Origin of the sequence: uncultured Marinococcus sp. (genome assembly GCF_947493875.1) — a bacterium.
In the GTDB taxonomy this organism is placed as follows: Bacteria; Bacillota; Bacilli; order Bacillales; family Marinococcaceae; genus Marinococcus.
This window is the reverse complement of the sequence record NZ_CANLSU010000015.1, coordinates 1-17314: the sequence shown is the minus strand read 5'-3', so window position 1 is coordinate 17314 and position 17314 is coordinate 1. Positions and strand designations below refer to the sequence as shown.

General features: G+C 37.2%; 22 protein-coding genes. 11 read left to right on the top strand and 11 right to left on the bottom strand.

The window, feature by feature from the left end:
• Positions 1-7: 7 nt before the first annotated feature.
• The gene (locus tag Q0757_RS16395) at positions 8-154 is read left to right on the top strand and encodes a hypothetical protein (RefSeq protein WP_298789199.1); all 147 of its coding nucleotides are present in this window, start codon (positions 8-10) and stop codon (positions 152-154) included.
• Positions 155-554: 400 nt separating this feature from the next.
• Here the strand turns inward: Q0757_RS16395 and Q0757_RS16390 are convergent, their stop codons facing one another.
• Together Q0757_RS16390 and Q0757_RS16385 are read right to left on the bottom strand one after the other, a co-directional pair.
• Entirely contained in the window at positions 555-1406 is an 852-nt protein-coding gene (locus Q0757_RS16390) for a hypothetical protein (RefSeq protein WP_298789198.1), read from the bottom strand.
• A gap of 148 nt (positions 1407-1554) precedes the next feature.
• The gene (locus tag Q0757_RS16385; protein WP_298789197.1) at positions 1555-3714 is read right to left on the bottom strand and encodes a P-loop NTPase fold protein; all 2160 of its coding nucleotides are present in this window, start codon (positions 3712-3714) and stop codon (positions 1555-1557) included.
• A 403-nt stretch (positions 3715-4117) separates the two neighbouring features.
• Between Q0757_RS16385 and Q0757_RS16380 the strand changes: the two genes are divergently transcribed.
• Both Q0757_RS16380 and Q0757_RS16375 read left to right on the top strand, forming a co-directional pair.
• Positions 4118-5029 carry a hypothetical protein gene (locus Q0757_RS16380; protein ID WP_298789196.1) on the top strand — a complete coding sequence of 304 codons (912 nt, stop codon included), beginning with the start codon at positions 4118-4120 and terminating at the stop codon, positions 5027-5029.
• A gap of 115 nt (positions 5030-5144) precedes the next feature.
• Positions 5145-6974: a P-loop NTPase fold protein gene (locus Q0757_RS16375; protein ID WP_298789195.1), complete on the top strand. Its 1830-nt coding sequence runs from the start codon at positions 5145-5147 to the stop codon at positions 6972-6974.
• Positions 6975-7639: 665 nt separating this feature from the next.
• Here Q0757_RS16375 and Q0757_RS16370 read toward each other — a convergent pair.
• Both Q0757_RS16370 and Q0757_RS16365 read right to left on the bottom strand, forming a co-directional pair.
• Positions 7640-8884 carry a TRAFs-binding domain-containing protein gene (locus Q0757_RS16370; RefSeq protein WP_298789194.1) on the bottom strand — a complete coding sequence of 415 codons (1245 nt, stop codon included), beginning with the start codon at positions 8882-8884 and terminating at the stop codon, positions 7640-7642.
• 43 nt (positions 8885-8927) lie between these two features.
• Positions 8928-9320: a TIR domain-containing protein gene (locus Q0757_RS16365; protein ID WP_298789193.1), complete on the bottom strand. Its 393-nt coding sequence runs from the start codon at positions 9318-9320 to the stop codon at positions 8928-8930.
• 213 nt (positions 9321-9533) lie between these two features.
• On the opposite strand from Q0757_RS16365, the gene Q0757_RS16360 reads away from it, so the two are divergent.
• The gene (locus Q0757_RS16360) at positions 9534-9992 is read left to right on the top strand and encodes a DUF6530 family protein (RefSeq protein ID WP_298789192.1); all 459 of its coding nucleotides are present in this window, start codon (positions 9534-9536) and stop codon (positions 9990-9992) included.
• A gap of 34 nt (positions 9993-10026) precedes the next feature.
• Here the strand turns inward: Q0757_RS16360 and Q0757_RS16355 are convergent, their stop codons facing one another.
• A complete protein-coding gene (locus tag Q0757_RS16355; RefSeq protein WP_298789191.1) occupies positions 10027-10602 on the bottom strand; it encodes a recombinase family protein in 576 nt (191 codons plus the stop codon).
• A gap of 375 nt (positions 10603-10977) precedes the next feature.
• A complete protein-coding gene (locus Q0757_RS16350; protein WP_298789190.1) occupies positions 10978-11565 on the bottom strand; it encodes a TetR/AcrR family transcriptional regulator in 588 nt (195 codons plus the stop codon).
• Positions 11566-11859: 294 nt separating this feature from the next.
• Between Q0757_RS16350 and Q0757_RS16345 the strand changes: the two genes are divergently transcribed.
• The 5 genes from Q0757_RS16345 to Q0757_RS16325 are packed head-to-tail and all read left to right on the top strand — an operon-like array spanning position 11860 to position 13905.
• Positions 11860-12714 (top strand): GvpL/GvpF family gas vesicle protein, encoded by an 855-nt coding sequence (locus Q0757_RS16345; RefSeq protein WP_298789189.1) that lies wholly within the window; start codon positions 11860-11862, stop codon positions 12712-12714.
• On the top strand, positions 12701-12934 hold the full coding sequence (locus Q0757_RS16340; RefSeq protein ID WP_298789188.1) for a gas vesicle protein: 234 nt from the start codon (positions 12701-12703) through the stop codon (positions 12932-12934). Before Q0757_RS16345 ends, Q0757_RS16340 begins: the two co-directional genes overlap by 14 nt.
• 14 nt (positions 12935-12948) lie before the next feature.
• The gene (locus tag Q0757_RS16335) at positions 12949-13251 is read left to right on the top strand and encodes a gas vesicle protein K (protein ID WP_298789187.1); all 303 of its coding nucleotides are present in this window, start codon (positions 12949-12951) and stop codon (positions 13249-13251) included.
• Positions 13252-13276: 25 nt separating this feature from the next.
• Positions 13277-13645, top strand: coding sequence for a gas vesicle protein (locus Q0757_RS16330; RefSeq protein ID WP_298789186.1), 369 nt, complete (start codon positions 13277-13279; stop codon positions 13643-13645).
• Positions 13645-13905, top strand: a complete 261-nt coding sequence (locus Q0757_RS16325) for a hypothetical protein (protein ID WP_298789185.1) — start codon at positions 13645-13647, stop codon at positions 13903-13905. Before Q0757_RS16330 ends, Q0757_RS16325 begins: the two co-directional genes overlap by 1 nt.
• Positions 13906-14400: 495 nt before the next feature.
• On the opposite strand, the gene Q0757_RS16320 is transcribed toward Q0757_RS16325, so the two are convergent.
• Entirely contained in the window at positions 14401-14613 is a 213-nt protein-coding gene (locus Q0757_RS16320) for a hypothetical protein (protein ID WP_298789184.1), read from the bottom strand.
• A 39-nt stretch (positions 14614-14652) separates the two neighbouring features.
• Positions 14653-14916, bottom strand: a complete 264-nt coding sequence (locus Q0757_RS16315; RefSeq protein ID WP_298789183.1) for a hypothetical protein — start codon at positions 14914-14916, stop codon at positions 14653-14655.
• Positions 14917-15092: 176 nt separating this feature from the next.
• Between Q0757_RS16315 and Q0757_RS16310 the strand changes: the two genes are divergently transcribed.
• Positions 15093-15362 carry a hypothetical protein gene (locus Q0757_RS16310; RefSeq protein WP_298789182.1) on the top strand — a complete coding sequence of 90 codons (270 nt, stop codon included), beginning with the start codon at positions 15093-15095 and terminating at the stop codon, positions 15360-15362.
• Between the two features lie 128 nt (positions 15363-15490).
• Positions 15491-15682, top strand: a complete 192-nt coding sequence (locus Q0757_RS16305; RefSeq protein WP_298789181.1) for a hypothetical protein — start codon at positions 15491-15493, stop codon at positions 15680-15682.
• A 189-nt stretch (positions 15683-15871) separates the two neighbouring features.
• Here the strand turns inward: Q0757_RS16305 and Q0757_RS16300 are convergent, their stop codons facing one another.
• The 3 genes from Q0757_RS16300 to Q0757_RS16290 form a co-directional block, all read right to left on the bottom strand.
• Entirely contained in the window at positions 15872-16192 is a 321-nt protein-coding gene (locus Q0757_RS16300) for a DNA-binding transcriptional regulator (protein ID WP_298789180.1), read from the bottom strand.
• A 13-nt stretch (positions 16193-16205) separates the two neighbouring features.
• Positions 16206-16553 carry a type II toxin-antitoxin system RelE/ParE family toxin gene (locus Q0757_RS16295; RefSeq protein ID WP_298789179.1) on the bottom strand — a complete coding sequence of 116 codons (348 nt, stop codon included), beginning with the start codon at positions 16551-16553 and terminating at the stop codon, positions 16206-16208.
• A 90-nt stretch (positions 16554-16643) separates the two neighbouring features.
• Positions 16644-16928 carry a DUF5839 family protein gene (locus Q0757_RS16290; RefSeq protein ID WP_298789178.1) on the bottom strand — a complete coding sequence of 95 codons (285 nt, stop codon included), beginning with the start codon at positions 16926-16928 and terminating at the stop codon, positions 16644-16646.
• Positions 16929-17314 lie beyond the last annotated feature (386 nt).

Below are 17314 nucleotides of genomic sequence, written 5' to 3'. Positions count from 1 at the left end.
TTTCATATTGAGCGAAAAACGTAAGGATGAGAATAATCGTAAAGATGAAAATAATAATGCTAATGAACAATTTGAAAAAAGAGGAAGAAAACAAAAAGATGATGATATGGTAGATAGAATCAAACAACAAATTGATAATAAGAAATCGAAATAATTGTGAGTTATTTTAATTTAAATTTATAATTACGATGCGTGAAATTATATTATCATTGTTTTAAAAGGGCTTTTCCAAAAATGGAGAAGCCCTTACCTATGTGTATAGGATGACCTCTTATGCTTTCTCCTAATAACACCCACGAACTTTTACGTCTCAAACAATATTGGAGGCCTTGCCCTCGAAAGAAATTTGATACGGATCATCGTGCCTCGAGAAGTCAAAGCAGCGTTTCGCTAGTAACAACGACATTATCGCCGAATCAAGTGGGGCTGTTTGTCACACCTCGCTAAATACGATTGATACCTAACGCTCGCTTATGGACAAAAGAACTTTTCTCAAACCGCCTTCAACGACTATCTTTCAGTTTAATGTATTCTTTCACTCTTAAGCGAAAATACTATTCCAGCTTTTTAAATTGGGATTCTTCCCATTGCTTAATTAACGATTTAGATTGAAAAAACATGTGAGCTATTTGTATTAAATCTGCAAACATTATATTATCAATTCTTATAAGGTGCGTTCGATAAGACGCCGATTCGACATTGCCTTCAGAACTTAAACTTTGGTTTAATCTTGATTCTCTACTTTCATTTTTATAGACGTTTATAGCTAAGTCTAAATGATTTAATTTAGCGTCTTGAAAAGGAACATTTAGAACATTCAAAGCGTCTAAATGTATATAACGTCCAATCAGCATATCATCTTTACAGTTTTGAATTTCTTCTAAAGACATAGTGAAATGATTTGCTTTTCTTAATGTAGCAAACGTTTCAAACATTTTAATTTGCTCAAGATAGTCTATTTGCTCATCAAAATCTTCACTATTTTCAATGGGGACAAATTTACTTCCTTTTTTTTCGTTTAGATGCAAACTAATATTTTCAATCCAATTTGGATCAGGGGGACGAAAAGTAGCTTTTTTAATATACTCTTCAGGTTCTTCTGAATATATTTCGTAAGGGTGAATACGAATTGAAATTTGATCACTATTATATTTTTCTAATAAAAAATTTGGAATTTCCAAAGGTAACCGTGAATCAACTGATAAATAATTACTGTTTTGCAGGAAAAAGTTGTCTCTACGTGAGTGATCAGGGTAGTTTAAAGAATTCAGATAAATTAAATCGTTTCTGTTTTCTATCCCCCCTCTTACCTTTTCAATAAGATTAGGAACTTTTTGAAATAATGGTTGTTCTTGATGATAATTCTCAAAGGATAGAGATAATGGTTCTTCTTGATTTCTACTCATCATAATCACCTCATTTTTCATAACCAATAAATTTCATCCATCAATAATAATCTTCTGATAGTACCCTATTAAACATAAAAACTAAGAAAGTAGATAAAAAGGAGTTTTCCTATTTTGAAGATAGACACTGCTCCAGATATTTTTAATATTAATTAGTATCATCTTGTTTAACATACCATAGAAACTGACTTGCTAATTCTTTATCTGTTGGATCTATACCTGGTATTAAATCCTCATAAGCTAATTCTTCTTCATTATATATTTTTTGAATTGAATTTTTTATTAGATTAATATCAATATATTTTTTTATTGATTCATACTTATCTTTTTCAAATTCCCCTTCTACAACCATATTTGCTGTATGAACTTTACTAAGAAAGGACCTTATTATTTTTGTCGCGTATTTTTCGTCTTTATCTAAAATTATTTTTAATAAATCATTCAATTCTTTTTGTTGACCATATTGTCCACATATAACAATGAGACTTGATAGTCTTACCGAAGAATTAATTTTTTCAATGTCCTCACTTAAAAGTTTGTAAGCTTCATTCAATAAGTGCTTACTTAGGTTACGTCCTATATCGTTTATTAAATTATCGCCGGACTCGGTATCGTCATGATCTCTTTTACTAATTGCTCCTATAGAATAGAAACAATTTACTGCAAAAGAAAGAACGGAACTTTCCTTAAAAACTTTTTCGGTCATTTCCCTGATCTCTTCTTTTTTTTGTAGACCATGAATTAATTGACCAGTAATAGTCGCACTTGTACGTAAAGGAGAATCTAAACCTAAAAAAGTAACAGGATCAGACATAAGATCACTTGTGCGAGCAAGTATTACACAGAGCTTTTTTCTTTGATCATCATCAATACGATCAATATAATCCTTGATTTTTTCCAAAACAATTTTGTCATTCGAATCATCAATTAATGTTCTTAAAAAATCTATGGAGTTTTCAATATTATCTTTTGATTGTTTTTCTAACCCAGTAAAGAATTGTTTAATTTTTTCATCTGCTACATCGGAAGGAGATATAGAATATAAAAAATACCTGTCAAAGTACAAGTTAGAGCAAATACGTTGTTCTTTCTGCCACTGTGATGAGGGTCCACCAGCAATGCTTATGTTTTCAAACGCAGGTGTGATAAATGGAAAAAGATTTTTGAGTACCTCAATTAAACCACGCCTTTTTTCAAAGCTATAAAACTTAATTGCTTCATTAATAGCATCTTTTTTTCTATTTAGTTCTTTCTTTTTTTCTTCATTATTCATTTTATTTTCAGCGTTATCCAAGAACAAACTTTTATTATTTCTAACTAATTTATAAACATCAGGCACAAATGACTTAATTGCTTCAATTAAGAGTAAATCTACTGTGTTTACTTCATCTTTCAGCATGGGTAATGAAAAATGCAGTAAATTAGAAAGTAGACCAATTTTTCTTGGAGTGTCTAAGAACGGTTCAAGTCCTCTGAATTCGTTTACGAAACGTTGAGCCTTACTTTCCGACAACTCTATTGTTGCACTTGATAGAGCACTATCTATACTTTTGAGTGCATGGGTTCTTAATATAGAAAAATCAATTTTAGGTAGCGGTAATGGAATTTGAACAATTTTTTCTAAAAAGTCATACCCAGCTTGAATATTATCATTACCATATTTATCTTTGATTGCTGAAGCTACTAAATCATTATCAAAAGCCAAAACGTATGTAATGTTTTTAAAGTCAGTAGTTAATTTTACGATCTTAAATATGCTATAGATTTCTTCTTTATCCAAACGGTCAATGTCATCTACGAAGATGACAATTCTTTTATTAGTATCCAATAGTATTTTTTCTATTCTTTCTCTAAGCTCATCGATATTCGCTTTTACAAAAAAGGCTGTTAATTGAGTGCCTATATCTGGAACTTTAGGAAAATTTGATAAAACTTTACTTATTGGTTTAATACGGTTTCTTATAAAATTACCTGTTTTTTCTTTTTTTGTTTCTAAATCTATCTTTAATTTATCAGCAAATAAGTAGAAGATATTTGTTAACATTTCTTCTTCATTACTAAATAACCACGGATTAAATCTAATTGTAAGAATGTCTGATTTCTCTTCTTCTTGAAAATACCCCTCTATGAGATTGAGTACAGATGTTTTCCCTTCCCCCCACTTTCCATTAATCCCGATCACTGTGCTTTCCGCACTTAAAGATGTTTCTATTACCTCTGCTACTCTTTTAGCAAACGGAGATCTATTAAAAAAATCTTCTTCAAAAGAATTTAAAGGTTTATCTGAAAAATAAGTGTGGTCTTCCATTAGATCCTCCATACAAATATTTTTAAAATCTATGTGACCTATTGTTGCAATGGTTATTATATCATTTGAAATTACATGGAAACCATTTACAATGATCGTATATATAACAAGAAAGGCTCCCGATGGGCTGGAAAGTCATTATTTCATTTAGTGATTTGATGTTTGTGTTCATCGGAGAAATACTTCAAGCGCATATGCTTATTGGTTGATAGAAAAAATGAGTGAAAAATTAGGATAGTCTTTACCAATTCACTCTTAGCAGTAGCAAGACAGAAAAAGGAAAAGAGGCAACGAATTAAAGAAAAACATATTGATAAAACTATGGAAACAATTACAATGGCTAGCAATCTTAGAAATTTAAAAGAACGTGCGGAATCAAAAATGAATGAAGGCAGGGCTAATAATGATAAAAATAGATAAAGAGGCTTTTATGCAAGTGCCTAAAAATCAATCTTATTCCAGCTACTATTCTCTTTCCTCCAATCAATTATTGGACTCCTTATCAAAAAGGTTGGATAGCATAACAAAGACAGGCTTTTCGTTTTCAGACAAATTAGTGAATGTTTTGAACAAATTAGACAAAGAAATGATAGAAAAGATTACTATAATCTCTTATGCTCTTCAAGATCTCTCTAATAGACTAGACACTGAAGTTATAGACGCTTTAATAGAGACCGATTGGGGGTATATGGAGGAAGTTCCATGGCATTTATATTATGACGTATTTGAAGTGAATGAAAAAACAAATATTCAATTGGAAAAACAAGAGAAAATTGATGAATTGATGATCAATTTTTTTAATAAAGCAAGATTAGAAGAAAACTCTAATTTCACTAAACAGAGTAAATCTTGGCGAAGACTAAGTCATCAATTAGGTGATGGTTGGGAAACTTTGGTCAATAGTCTATACAATAATATACAAAGAAAAGATATTGTAAGTGCAATTCCTCTTCTCTTTATTGTAATGGAACGTTTAATGGTTAACATAAAGAGTGAACACTTAGAAGAAAAAAATTCTACTCAAATAAGAAAAAATGTATGTGAGGAAATTGAAAATGAAAGAGAAGGGTTAGAAAAGATTCGACGTTATTATTCATCAGTCGAGGTGTTTAAGAAGCTCGTAGAAAACAAAGTATTTGCTAAGGCTCAATATAATGAACCGTATGACGGAATTCTCAGAAGAAATTTAGCAATGCATGGAAAATCTACGCCAGAAAAATGGACAGAAAAAGATATGTACCGATTGTTAACTATTGCGATGTCTTTTGCTGCTACAGGGGAAGCTTTAAAAACAATAAAGTCTAATAAAATTTAAATCGTCAAATTAAACTTATTCAATGACATGCAATTAAACCCCAGAATTTCTTTATAAGCTTAAACTGTACTAATATTATGGTGAGTATAAATTATTGTAAGGTGGGATGAGTAGAGTGCAAGATCCTATTAAAGAAACAGTAATTGATTACATAAAATTAAAAAAACCCGGTTATGCTGTTCTTATTAAAGGCCAGTGGGGGTCTGGTAAGACCCATTACTGGAAAAATAATTTGAGAAAAGAATTGGAAGATCATTACATTCCGAAAAATATCCAATACCTTTCTTTATATGGAATAAAAGATGAGGACGAGTTAAAAGCCAGTATTTACTATAAATTTTTAAATAAAGATTCAATCAAGGGAAAGGAAATGTTTAATGAGGGCTTTCAGTCGATTGCCGTAGGAGCATTAAGATATTTTCGCATGACCGACAAAGATATATCTTGGGAACCAAAAAACTTTATAAATATTAACCAAACTATACTTTGCATTGATGATTTAGAAAGAACTTCTATACCCATAAAAAATGTTTTAGGATTAATAGACCAACTACTCGAGGAAAACGATTTAAAAATAATTATATTAAGTAATGAAGAAGAAATCGAAGCAAACAATAATTATTACTACAAGAAATACAAAGAAAAGGTTATCGGCAAAACTATAAAATTAAACCAGTCTTCCTGGGATGTCGTTCACCATTTTATAGATTTTTATAATAAAGGGTATGGAAATGCTATTTCAAAAGTATTGTATAAAGACTTTTTAGATTTAGAAGATGAAATTAATCGGTACTTAATTCATACAGACAGCTTCAATTTTCGCGTGCTATACCAAGCATTCAATGATTCTTACAGTCTCTATAAAGCAATAGGCATTAAAAAGTTAAAAGAACTAGATAAAAAAAGAAGGAAAAATATCGTTGTTAATACAATTCAATTCACCTTTGCACAAAAAATAGGAGAATTAGATATAGGTAGTATACCTAAAACACAAAGTATAAGCTTTTTAAGCACATCTATAGAAGAACTAATTAAGCAAAAAAGGGAAACAGGGATTGAAAGAACAGGAGAAAATTACTTAAAGAATTTTCCTGAAGGAACTAATGGGATAGGGTATATAAATAATAACTTGCACATAATGGTATTTTATTTAGTAGGACATGGAGAACTGAATAATATTGTTATAAAAGAAGAAATTGATAGATTGTTACTAGAACAGAAAGAAGAAACCAGTATTCAAAGAAAGATCGATTATCCAGAAGATATAAAATCTGATAAAGAAATGATTGAAACTGTAGACCAAATTTTAGATAAATTAGACCAAGGCGAATTGCCTCTAAAAGATTATCGCAATGCCTTTCATTTAGTGCAGGGTTTGAACGATTTGGGTATATATCCAAAAATATCTGCACAAGAAGTTTACAATAAATTTGAAATTTCTTTAGAAAAAATACCACCTGAAAGAATAATTCGTGGTAGTGGGCTAATTATAAGGCCTAATTCCAATGATGAGTCTCTTCAAAAACTGTATAGAGTTATGTTTGAAACAATTGAAGCAAAGAAGGAACAGTTTTATGCAAACAAAAAGGAAGAATGGTTAGCTGAAGCGCAAAAAGATTCAAAAGTGATCATGGACTGGTTAGAAAACATGGGGCACCTGGACTATAAATTTGAAATAGAGCCGGAAGAATTGGTGGATATTGTTTTTTATTATACTAATCAAAAGAATATAGGAAGTATACACAGTCGTATCACGTCTTTAATAGAAATATACGTGAGGGAGGAGGATGAAATAAAAGTAGAGTGGTGGAAAAGCTTTTATCAAACTTTAAGAAGAAAAGTTGAAGAAGTTTCTAAAGATAGGGACTATCCAAAGATATTAATGCTTCACTATTTTATTTCACATATGGAACAGATTTTCTTTGAAAAAAACGAGAAGAACTGAGCCAATTTATCTCAATTAGCCCAATGTTATTGGCACGACCAAAGACTTTTATAAAACGATTGATCTGGAGCTTAGAAGATTCATAGACAGAATAAATGGAAAGCTTACTTTAGGATTTTATCATCTTTATAATTCTATTGATTTAATTTCAACGAAGAGATTCAGGATTCAATAAAAAAATTATTTCCGATCATAATTTTTTTATTTTTGTTGTCTATATAAACAAATACAAGCAATTCGCCACCTTATAGCGTGTTATAATAGCGTTTGTCGCCCATTCCTTTCAGGCGAACATCGTTTGAAAGGGGGTGTAACGGTGCTTTATTTGTTGTTGCAGGATCTTTTGTTCCCGATCCTCGTGTTAATAACAGGGAACAGTTTCGTTTATTGGCTAAGTAAACGGAACAAAAAGTGAATGGGCGGCGATTAGCCCACAAAAAACCCCTAGGTAGTGACGTACCTAGGGGTTTCGTGTAACGATGCTTTATTTTTGTTGTACGTTAATCATAGCATAGAAATATTAATGAGAAAAGTGGAGAGTTCAGGATTGAACCTAAGGAAAGCTCATTTCCTTAGGTTATTGGTATAAAATTCTTAAAAACTATTGAGAAAGGAGATTTTCTCAATAGTTTTAGGCATAATTATTTTTCAAGTAAGATTGCTTTCTAATTTAAAGGAGATTTTTCTAACAAACTTTTTAATTTCGATATTTGTTCATTAGTAGTCGCTTGTTCCCAATTTTCTGTCGATATCTGATCTGCTTTTCGCTTATACATCTCGTACTCAAATTCATCTTCTAAACCATAATAGGCCTCCGCTAAGGTAGCCATTATCCAATACTTATCGTCTCTTTCTTCAAATGTATCGGATTGGTGATGAGATTGACAAATGTCTATTACCCTTCTACGGATTCTATTGGCGATAATATAATCTGCTATCGACTGATTATGATCATGACTAATACTCCCTTTTAAATTATAAAGATAAGCTAAATTAATACCGTTATAATAATCATTTTTTATATAGAATCCTTTTTCATAATTGGAGATTGATTCTAATAAATGTTTTTCGTCATTCAATGTTTCCCATAAACGCTTATGAATAGCGCCTGCTAAACCTAAAGTTTCGGGATCGGTAGTATTTTTTAAATTCAAAGAGTCTAACATATTTAAAGCTTCATTTAAGGAACTTAGTCGATCTGGAGATTCACTTTTATAAGTAGCCAGAACTATTTTCTGCAAAATATATTCGTTGTGGGGATCTATTTCATTTGCATATTCTAAAAGACTTTTAGCACTTATAAATTCGTCATTATCTAATTTACTTATGGCTTGTTCTATTAATTCGCCCAATGTTTCATTGGAACTTTCAGCTTTACTTTCTGCTTCCATTTGCTCATTGAAATAAGGAGGATTTAAATCATTCAAATAAGTGTAAACTGGACTATCTACATCCTGAGTATTTAAAATTTTATCTATCGTTTCTTTAAGCTCCTGCTTAAATCTCAACACTTCATCATAGCCTATATCGCTTCCTAAATGTTCATATTGATGAATGACTGTATGATTTACATCAAATGGCGGCTTTAATTCTCTTTCTCCTATAGCAACAGTCGTTTTAGGCTTTAATGCGTGTCTAACTCCTAATTCATAAAAAGCATTAGAATTATTAGTCGAAAGGTCTGCTATAACAACATCTGCACTGATTAATGACTTATACATAGGAACGTCTATAGTACCAGAATGCTTAATCTCATCAGCTCTTACGCAATTTAAACCAGCTTCTTCAGCAGCTGGTTTTATAATATTTTTATACGTTTTGTCCAGGTTTAAATTTCTGCCTGTAGCATAGTCCGTCTTTATTCCATACCCCATAATTACAAAACAGGTTCCCCTAGAACTATCTGCCATCTCAATCACCCAATCATCACTATTAATAATTTTTTAATAAAATCTATCTTGTTGCTAATTCCTGAAGCTTTGTTTCACTCCATTGATATACATGAATGTTGTTTTCAGACAAACAATTAGGTATTCTGCCGTTTGTGTCTCTTAATCGCATAGCATATACCGGTTTGTCAGCTTCTAGTGTCATTTGCACTTCTTGAGGCACCCAATAACTTTGGTGCGTGTTATCCCCAACGAAAACAATGGTGCGAGAAGTTCCATTTAGTTTTTGAGAGATAGCTCCTCTAATCACAGACGTAGCTTCAGTATCCCAACGTTTTAACAAATCTCTAACTCGAAAATTCAGTGCCGAGTAGTTAGAATTTATTGCTCGTCCTTTAATAGTTGCTACTACATCTCTATCTTCTTCTTTAAAACTAAAAAATACTACGTTTGGCATTATAGCCCCCCTAAAAATTTAAAATTCTTCTAAAAATATAACATATTAACTACAATTTTTCCTTTAATTAGAAGAAACATTCATATCTCACATACGCTATATAGCTATGGTGTCGATAAAAGGCATTTTCCACGTGCTGGCGCTACGTAGGGGTTTTTCATTTTTGCTAAAGTACTTTAAGATGAATCTATCAAATAAAAAAGGATGTTATATATGCAATTACCAGTACATTTAAAGCATCGTCCGATACTTACAGTCGAAAACCATGATCATAATGATGGCAAATATGCACCTCACTCTGATGCGAAAGGATTAAGTTTGGGCTTAGCTCAATGGATGAATCCTAGAATTGGCCAAGATATTTCTGCCAAAATGTGGCGTTATACTGGAAATAGGTGGTCTCGACAATCAGAAGAACTTCCAATTCATCGCGTACTGGATTTATCTATTTTAATTTGCGAGATGAAAATTCATTTGAATAATCAAGACCAAGAACCACTTGAAAAGGAAATTGATCTTGGCTTGAATCAATATATGAAAATCAAAAAATGCTCGAATAACGAACAATTTCAAGAAGATAAAGAGACATTTGCCCAGGTATTTCAACAAGACAAGCATCTTGAAGGTCGATTAACTGCTTTACGGAAATCTCTTGAAAAAGCTGGTTATTAACCTTACTATTGTACTCTCTTAATTTATTGATTATTTATTTTCTTTTAGCATAAATGGTCGAACGGGGCACGCCCGTTACTTTCACAATATCGTTCACACTCATGTTATTGGTGGCTCGGTTCTCAAAGAGCTGTAAGGCTTGCTGAACTGCCTTTTCCGATTGACCCGGACGGCCCATATGTTTCCCCTGCGCTTTCGCGCGTTCTCTTCCTTCTGTAGTACGCTCCCGGATCAAGTCGGCCTCAAACTGCGCAAAGCTCCCCAGTACGTTAAACAACAGCGTCTGCATGCTATTCGTACCCTCTCCAGCATGAAACTCCATGTTATCTTTCAGAAATAATGCCGAAATGTCTTCGGCTGCTAGTTCATGCACGATGTTGTTGAGGTCGATAATGGAACGGGCCAGGCGGTCAATTTTCGTCACCACCAGGGTATCACCGGGGCGGGCGTACCGAATGGCTTCTTGTAATTGTTCTCGCTCGGTGGTTGTTGTTCCTGTCACCTTTTCAGTAAAGATTCGATGGCAGCCGGCTTCTTCCAACAGCTGCTGCTGGGAACTGAAATCCTGGTGAAAGGTCGAAACGCGCGCATAGCCAATACGTTGGGTCATGAGTGTCCCCCCAAAATGTCTAAAAGTCTGCTAGGTATTGTACATTTGATTATAGACGAACTTTTAGATGGAAAACACCCCGTTTTGCTGATAAAAACGGGGTGTTTAGTATGTTGTCTAGAAGTTAAGGGTTTTAGACATAATGAAATATAGTTAAACCAATCGAAGGGAGAGGGGAGAACGATACCCTTTGGCCTCTTAATAAAACCAACCGGGGTGTTCTGCTTTAGCCATAGGTAAGACCCCGGTTTTAAGGCGAAGGAGAGATGCACCAAGTATTAAATGAATAGATTGAAGTCCCCGGAGAAGGGACTTTTTAGAGGGAATGTCATTCTGCTGCTGCATGATATCGTCTTTATTTTCATAACACGATCATTAATATTTAATGGAAAGGACGACGCGTCTCATTAGCTGTTCGGTTTTTTCTTCGAGGGAATAGCCTTCGTCGGTGATACACCAATCCAGCATGACGCCCTGCATGATAATAAACAGGTATTCCGTCATTTCATCTTCGCTCATGGAGGAAGTAAAGACGTTGTCGGCCTGGCCGGTTTTAATGATTTTCTGCAGGGCTTCACTCATATACAAGTCCTTATAATACGGAACAGGGCCTTCTTTAAACAAGGAATATTTAATAATATTTAACCCTAAATCCGAAACGCTGCGGGCCAGTTGAAGAAAGAAGGTAATGAGAAGATCTTCCCCTGACTGTGGATAATCTCCAGGATTAAAGTCACGAAAAAGCTCTTCATCCAGTTTTTTAAACATGCTTAAATAAATATCTTCTTTCGAATGAAAATAATAATAAAAAGATCCGACGGACACTTCGGCTTTTTTACTGATTTCTTCTATCGTAACGTCATCAAAGCTTTTATGTTGAATAAGTGCTAAAGCGGCGTTATAAATATTCTGTTTTGTCTGTATCGCCTGCTTTTTTCTTTTTGTTAATTTGGCATTTTCCATTAAAAACGAACTCCTATTTTCATGATACGGGCTGAAAAAGATGTGTTTCCAGTGTATCGGCTGCAAAGGGGATTAGCAACTTTTTATGGAAAGAAAGAGCCTTAAAAAGCCCGAAAGAATCATTTTATTTTAACTGAATTAAATTCAATGAATACTTTTCAGTTAAATGGGGAAGCGGGTTAGTAAAGGGAGACGTTCTTTGCCTTTGAATGAAAAGGAAGAGGCAGAAACAAATGAAATGCTGGACGTGAGCTCTCATTGTGGGAAAAATATCAAAGCAAGGAGTGACGAATATTGGAAACGAATGCAGGAGCTCCGGCTCTAGTATATGTTTACGCTTTTGTACCTACAGCAGAATACCACGAAGCACCGATGGAGCCTGTGGAGGGGATGGAGCCGGATAACAGTATTGATTTTTTCGTGCAGGAAGAGATTACAGCTGTTATTTGCCAGGTGCCTGAATCGGAATTTGCCGAAGAACAACTCCAAAAAAATGTAGAAAATATGAAGTGGCTGCAGAATAAAGCATTTCATCACCATACCATCATGAATCATTTGCATGATCGTTATACGACCATTCCTTTAAAATTCGGGACCATCTTTGAAAAGAGGTCGAGTCTCGCAGCGATGATGGAAGATTATAAGGAATCCATCATATCGAAATTTTCCACTCTGGCCGGTAAAGAAGAGTGGAACGTTAAAGTGTATGCTGATCAGCAATTGTTCATCGAGGCTGTCGTGCAGGACAGTGAAGAGATACGGGAAAAAGAAGCAGAAATCGAAGCGTTACCGGCCGGGAGGCGTTTTTTTGAAAAGAAGAAAATGAAAGAATTTGTCGAAGGAAAAGCGGACGATCACATTGAACAGCACTGCACCTCATTTCATGAAGAATTAAAAGCAAAAAGTGAAGGAACCGAGATAAAGAAAAATTGGGAACGAAAAGTGACAGACCGGGAGAAGGATATGGCCTGGAACGCCGTCTATTTAATTGAATCCAAAGACCGCGAGGCATTTATCCAGTTTATTGAAGACCGTCAGGGGCAGGAAGAAGCAGCCGGTACCGGACTGGATTTGGAATGTACTGGCCCATGGCCATCCTTTCATTTTTCCGGACTGACAAGCAGGAGTGAAGCCAATGCCCAGGGATAGTCTTCAAAACCGGGAAGTGTCCCTGCTGGACGTTTTAGACGCCGTCCTGGAAAAGGGGGTCGTGCTGCAGGGGGATTTAACGATATCGATTGCAGGTATTGATTTGGTTTATGTTGATCTACGGGTGTTGATTGCCTCGGTCGAAACGCTCCGCCAGGCTGAAACGAAAACACAAAAGGAATTTGTTTCTCATTCGCCGGAATCTTCTCCCGTTGAATAAAGGAGGCTGAAACGATGGATAAAAACCCTCAAGTAACAGAAGCCCAGCAGCCCACCGGGCGTATTTCCCTGGACCCGGAAAAAGCTGAAGAAGGATTGACCCAGCTGGTCATGACCGTGGTCGAACTGCTGCGTGAACTCGTGGAGCGCCAGGCCATGCGCCGGGTGGAAGGCGGCGATTTGACCGAGGAACAAATTGAACAGCTGGGAGAAGCCCTCATGCAGCTTGAAGACAAAATGGAAGAAATGAAAGAAATATTTAACCTGACCGATGATGATTTAAATATTGACCTTGGACCACTCGGTAACTTAATGTAAAGCCCGACAAAGGAGGAGAGGAATCATGAGTGAACAACCCGTGCGCCGCTCGGCTGAGCCGGCCAACGTCGATAATTTGGCCGGAGGCCTCGTCGAAATACTGGAAACAGTACTGGATAAAGGCGTTGTGATTGCCGGAGATATAAAAGTAAATATTGCAGATGTGGAGCTCTTGACCATCAAGATTCGCCTCGTCGTCGCTTCGGTCGACAAGGCCAAGGAAATGGGCATCGACTGGTGGGAAACGGACCCGCATTATTCTTCTAACGCAAAAAGGCTTGAAGATGAAAATCAGCGCCTGCTCGAACGTGTGGAACAGCTCGAATCCAGCGAAAAACCGCAAGAAAAGGAACGGGCAGAAGAAACAGATAAAACCGAAGAGAGGGAACGCTGATGATTTTCCGCGATGTATCGAGAGATATTGGGCGATTAGTAAAGGATATGCAGCAGCAGGAAACATCCGGGGTTCGCCGGGTTGAGGAAAAAACAGTCGGAACACAGGAGGAAAGTCCTGCGATCCGTACCGAATATAACATGAAAATGCGTACGCTCCCGTCCAAAGAAGAATTGAATGAATATCAAAACGACATCCGCAAAAGAAACGGGGCAGGGAACGGACTTGTGGAAGACAAGAAACAAAACGGGGGAGAGTAAAAGGAACCCTCATGGCTTCTAGATCGCTGAACAAGGGGCTACCCAATTTTGGACCCCCCCTTTTTTTTGTGAAAACTGCTGATAATCGTCATTATGGTAATTAAGTTTTTAATAAGTACGGTAGATGAAATTTAGTCTGAAGCAATGCTTCTCGGGAACATGAAAGAACTTCGGAGGTCTTCGGCTTCCTTCTCGTTGCTACACGGCACGAAAAACCTTTTTCTTCTTCTCACAACGCTTGCATTGATACACCATTCTTGAATTCAAGTCTTCGTCTCCGCCTACCAGTTCGTACTGATGAAAACCGATACGACACCATAAGGAACGCTCCTCGTTCCGCTTATTGGCACGCCCCATGACTACGACTATCCCTGTTATCGAGAAAATGAAGCCAAAGAGGAGGTTGCGATCGTAGAACCAACCATATAGGAGGGAAATAATGCCGATAAGAACCAAGGACATGCCAAACGAATACCATGTCCGCCCTCCCTTTCCCTATCTAGGATCTCCCTGTTTCTTCAGAGGAAATGTTCGACGAATCCATATCCCGATCCCAAGGATCACGCCCAGCCCCAGGGCCATGTCGATGCGATCGGTCCATGAATGCCAAAAGGCCTGCTTGTTCATGAGATTGGCCACACCATGGATGCCTATTTGAAAGAGCATCGCTAGGACGCCCATGCTGATGATCATGCTGATAAGTTTCATCCTGGGACTTCTCCTTTCCTGTCCTTCTTCGAAGTATCTTCAGGGGACCAGGCGAAAAGAGAGCATCACCAAGAGAATCGCTGCCCCTAGCAGTAACCGCCAATAAAACGTGCAGATGCCCTCCGTCCATTCCAATACGGCGCGGACGATGAGCTGAGCCCCTACCCCGTAGACTAGGAGGAGCACTCCCATTCGCGTATATTCGAGGGCAATCAGCGTAAGTACGGCAGCCATCAGCAGCATGCCGGCCGTGACAAGCGGGTATAATTTTCGTTTCGGCAACGTCGTTCGGGATGGGGTCATGGTTTGTTCTCCTTTATCCTGGGAATTATTCCTAACATATCCTTACGGTTTTTATACCCCAACGTAGGAAGCGTTATCCATGATGTTCGTTCAATAAAGAGCATCCCCGCTTATGGGCATGGGGAAGACGGCCCTGCGTCCATGCATCGATGTGACGAATCACTAGGAGGAGAACTATGATCCCGGCCTACCTAAAAATCATTGTTGGTATTTTGATAGGAGTTCTTATCATTCATTTTTTATCATTGTTTGGCCTAATGTCGTTTCCCAGTGGTTACTTCAACCTTGTTTTTTCGATATTTTTGTTCAGTATGGCTCGGGAATTTTATCGGCAGTACGAGGAGGCAGGCCGGCATCTTCTCATTACGGTGATGATCGTTGTGGGGTTCATCAGCGCGAGCACTGGCTTGCTGAGTCTTGGACTCACCTATGGATGGATCCGGTAATACGGAGCGTTCGCATCATGAAAGGAAGAGAAGAAACCATTCATGAAGAAACATTTAGAGAAGCATAGGCAATACAAAAAGATTAGAAGCATGTTGAATGGTCTATGGCAGCCAGGAGGATCATAAAGATGAAAACACTGGGTATTTTTATAGGACTTACGATGGCATCTATCATTATCGGGTTAAGCTTTCGAATTCTTAGAAACATGATCATAAATATGCCCTGGGATCATGATTTTGACGTAGCTGTGATAGGTGGTGTATGTGGAGGCATAATTACTAGCATTATTTTCATCCAAAAGCTTAGGAAAGCAGATTAAAGGCACTATTGGAGAGAGTTGCTAAAAGATATCGATAATCTGCATTATGGCCACTCGATGTTGGTAAAACGATTACGGTAGATGAAATTCTGATCTACTATGTAAACAAAACCTAGCCGTTCGAAACGATGGAATCGCGAACGGCTACGTGTTTTCTATTTGATGTTTCTACTTCCATGCTCGATGCCCTCACACGTTTTCCGTGACTTTTTGTTCGGCAATATCGGGATGGTTCCAGTAAATTTCGAGAAGCCGGCGGGAAGAACCACTCGGCGTATTCGTCCCCTTTTCCCACGCTTCCACCGTTTTAGTAGACACTCCTAAAACCTGAGCAAAGACGCGTTGCGTAAACTGCAGTTGCTCGCGCAATTGCTTAATCTCTTCCGGCGTAAACACTTGCAAAGCTTTAATGGCGACGTTTTTTCGCCGGCCTTTCGTGTGATCGCCTTCGCCAAAAGCCACTGCTTCTTCCATGCTTTTTTTTATCTCGTCAAAAAGAGAAGATCCCATGTCTAACGCCTCCTTATGGCTGTCCATATAGTTGTTTCAACTGGATGGATAGCTTCTTTAATTCATTCTTTTCTTCTTTCGATAAGCTTGCTTGTTCCGATTTGGTGAAAATCAAAATACAAATCGTTCGATCGGTCACGGGGATATTGAGATAAACCACGCGGTACGAACCACTTTTTCCCTGATTCGAACGAGAAGGCGCAAAACGCATTTTTTTAATGCCCCCGGTCCCTGTTTCCGTATCTCCACGTTCCGGATCTTCGAGTAACAGTTGCTCCAGCTCTCGTAAATCGGTATCCGATAACTTCAGTCGTTCCCAGCGTTTATCAAACGTCGGGGTATAGATGAATTCTCGATGCATAAGCCCTCCTGATACCCTTCTATTTTACCCTATATGATAGGGTTATTCAATATGTACAGATGCTAGATGAATAACACCATGGATGGATCGTTATGCTTCTTGGGCGGGGGAAGCAGGCGCTCGTTCGACCACGCTCACGACTTTCTTATACATTTTTCCGGTCTCTTCAAATTCTTCGCGAAAGACGTTCATGACGACCACGGTGCGCCGTCCGTGATTGGTATTCACGAGCACGATGTCTCCCGGTTGAATCGGATCTTTGCGCAAGCGTTTGGGAATGTTCCAGGTGTATAGCTGGTTTGTGTTTAACACCAGCCCGCCGTTTTCTTCTCGACGGATGATATGAAAGGCAGCAATGGTATTATTGGTTTTCATGACTCTCTCTTCCTTTCTCGTTGATGATCAATGATGGATAACACGGTGCTGGCTGCTTGGCTCTGATAGAGGCTGTAGCTGAACCCTTTCGTGTTTCTTTTTCGTCTGTTTTTGTTCATGATGCTGCTTCGTTGGCTTGGCCTTATAAGTGACCATGGAAAGCATGTTTTATTGCTCGATCGGGAACATGATAAAAGCTCTTATGGTTTGCATATATGGGTTGTTTTTCGCTAATTTCTGGTTAGTAATGGCATCTTTTCCGGTTATTCAAGCTTCAAAACCAGTACGCTAAAGTGTCGAACACCCCCGATATTGTACACAAAGCCGTGAACAAGCTGTACACAAATCTGTGACAAAATGCTTTTTTGGCGTACCCACGAAACGTC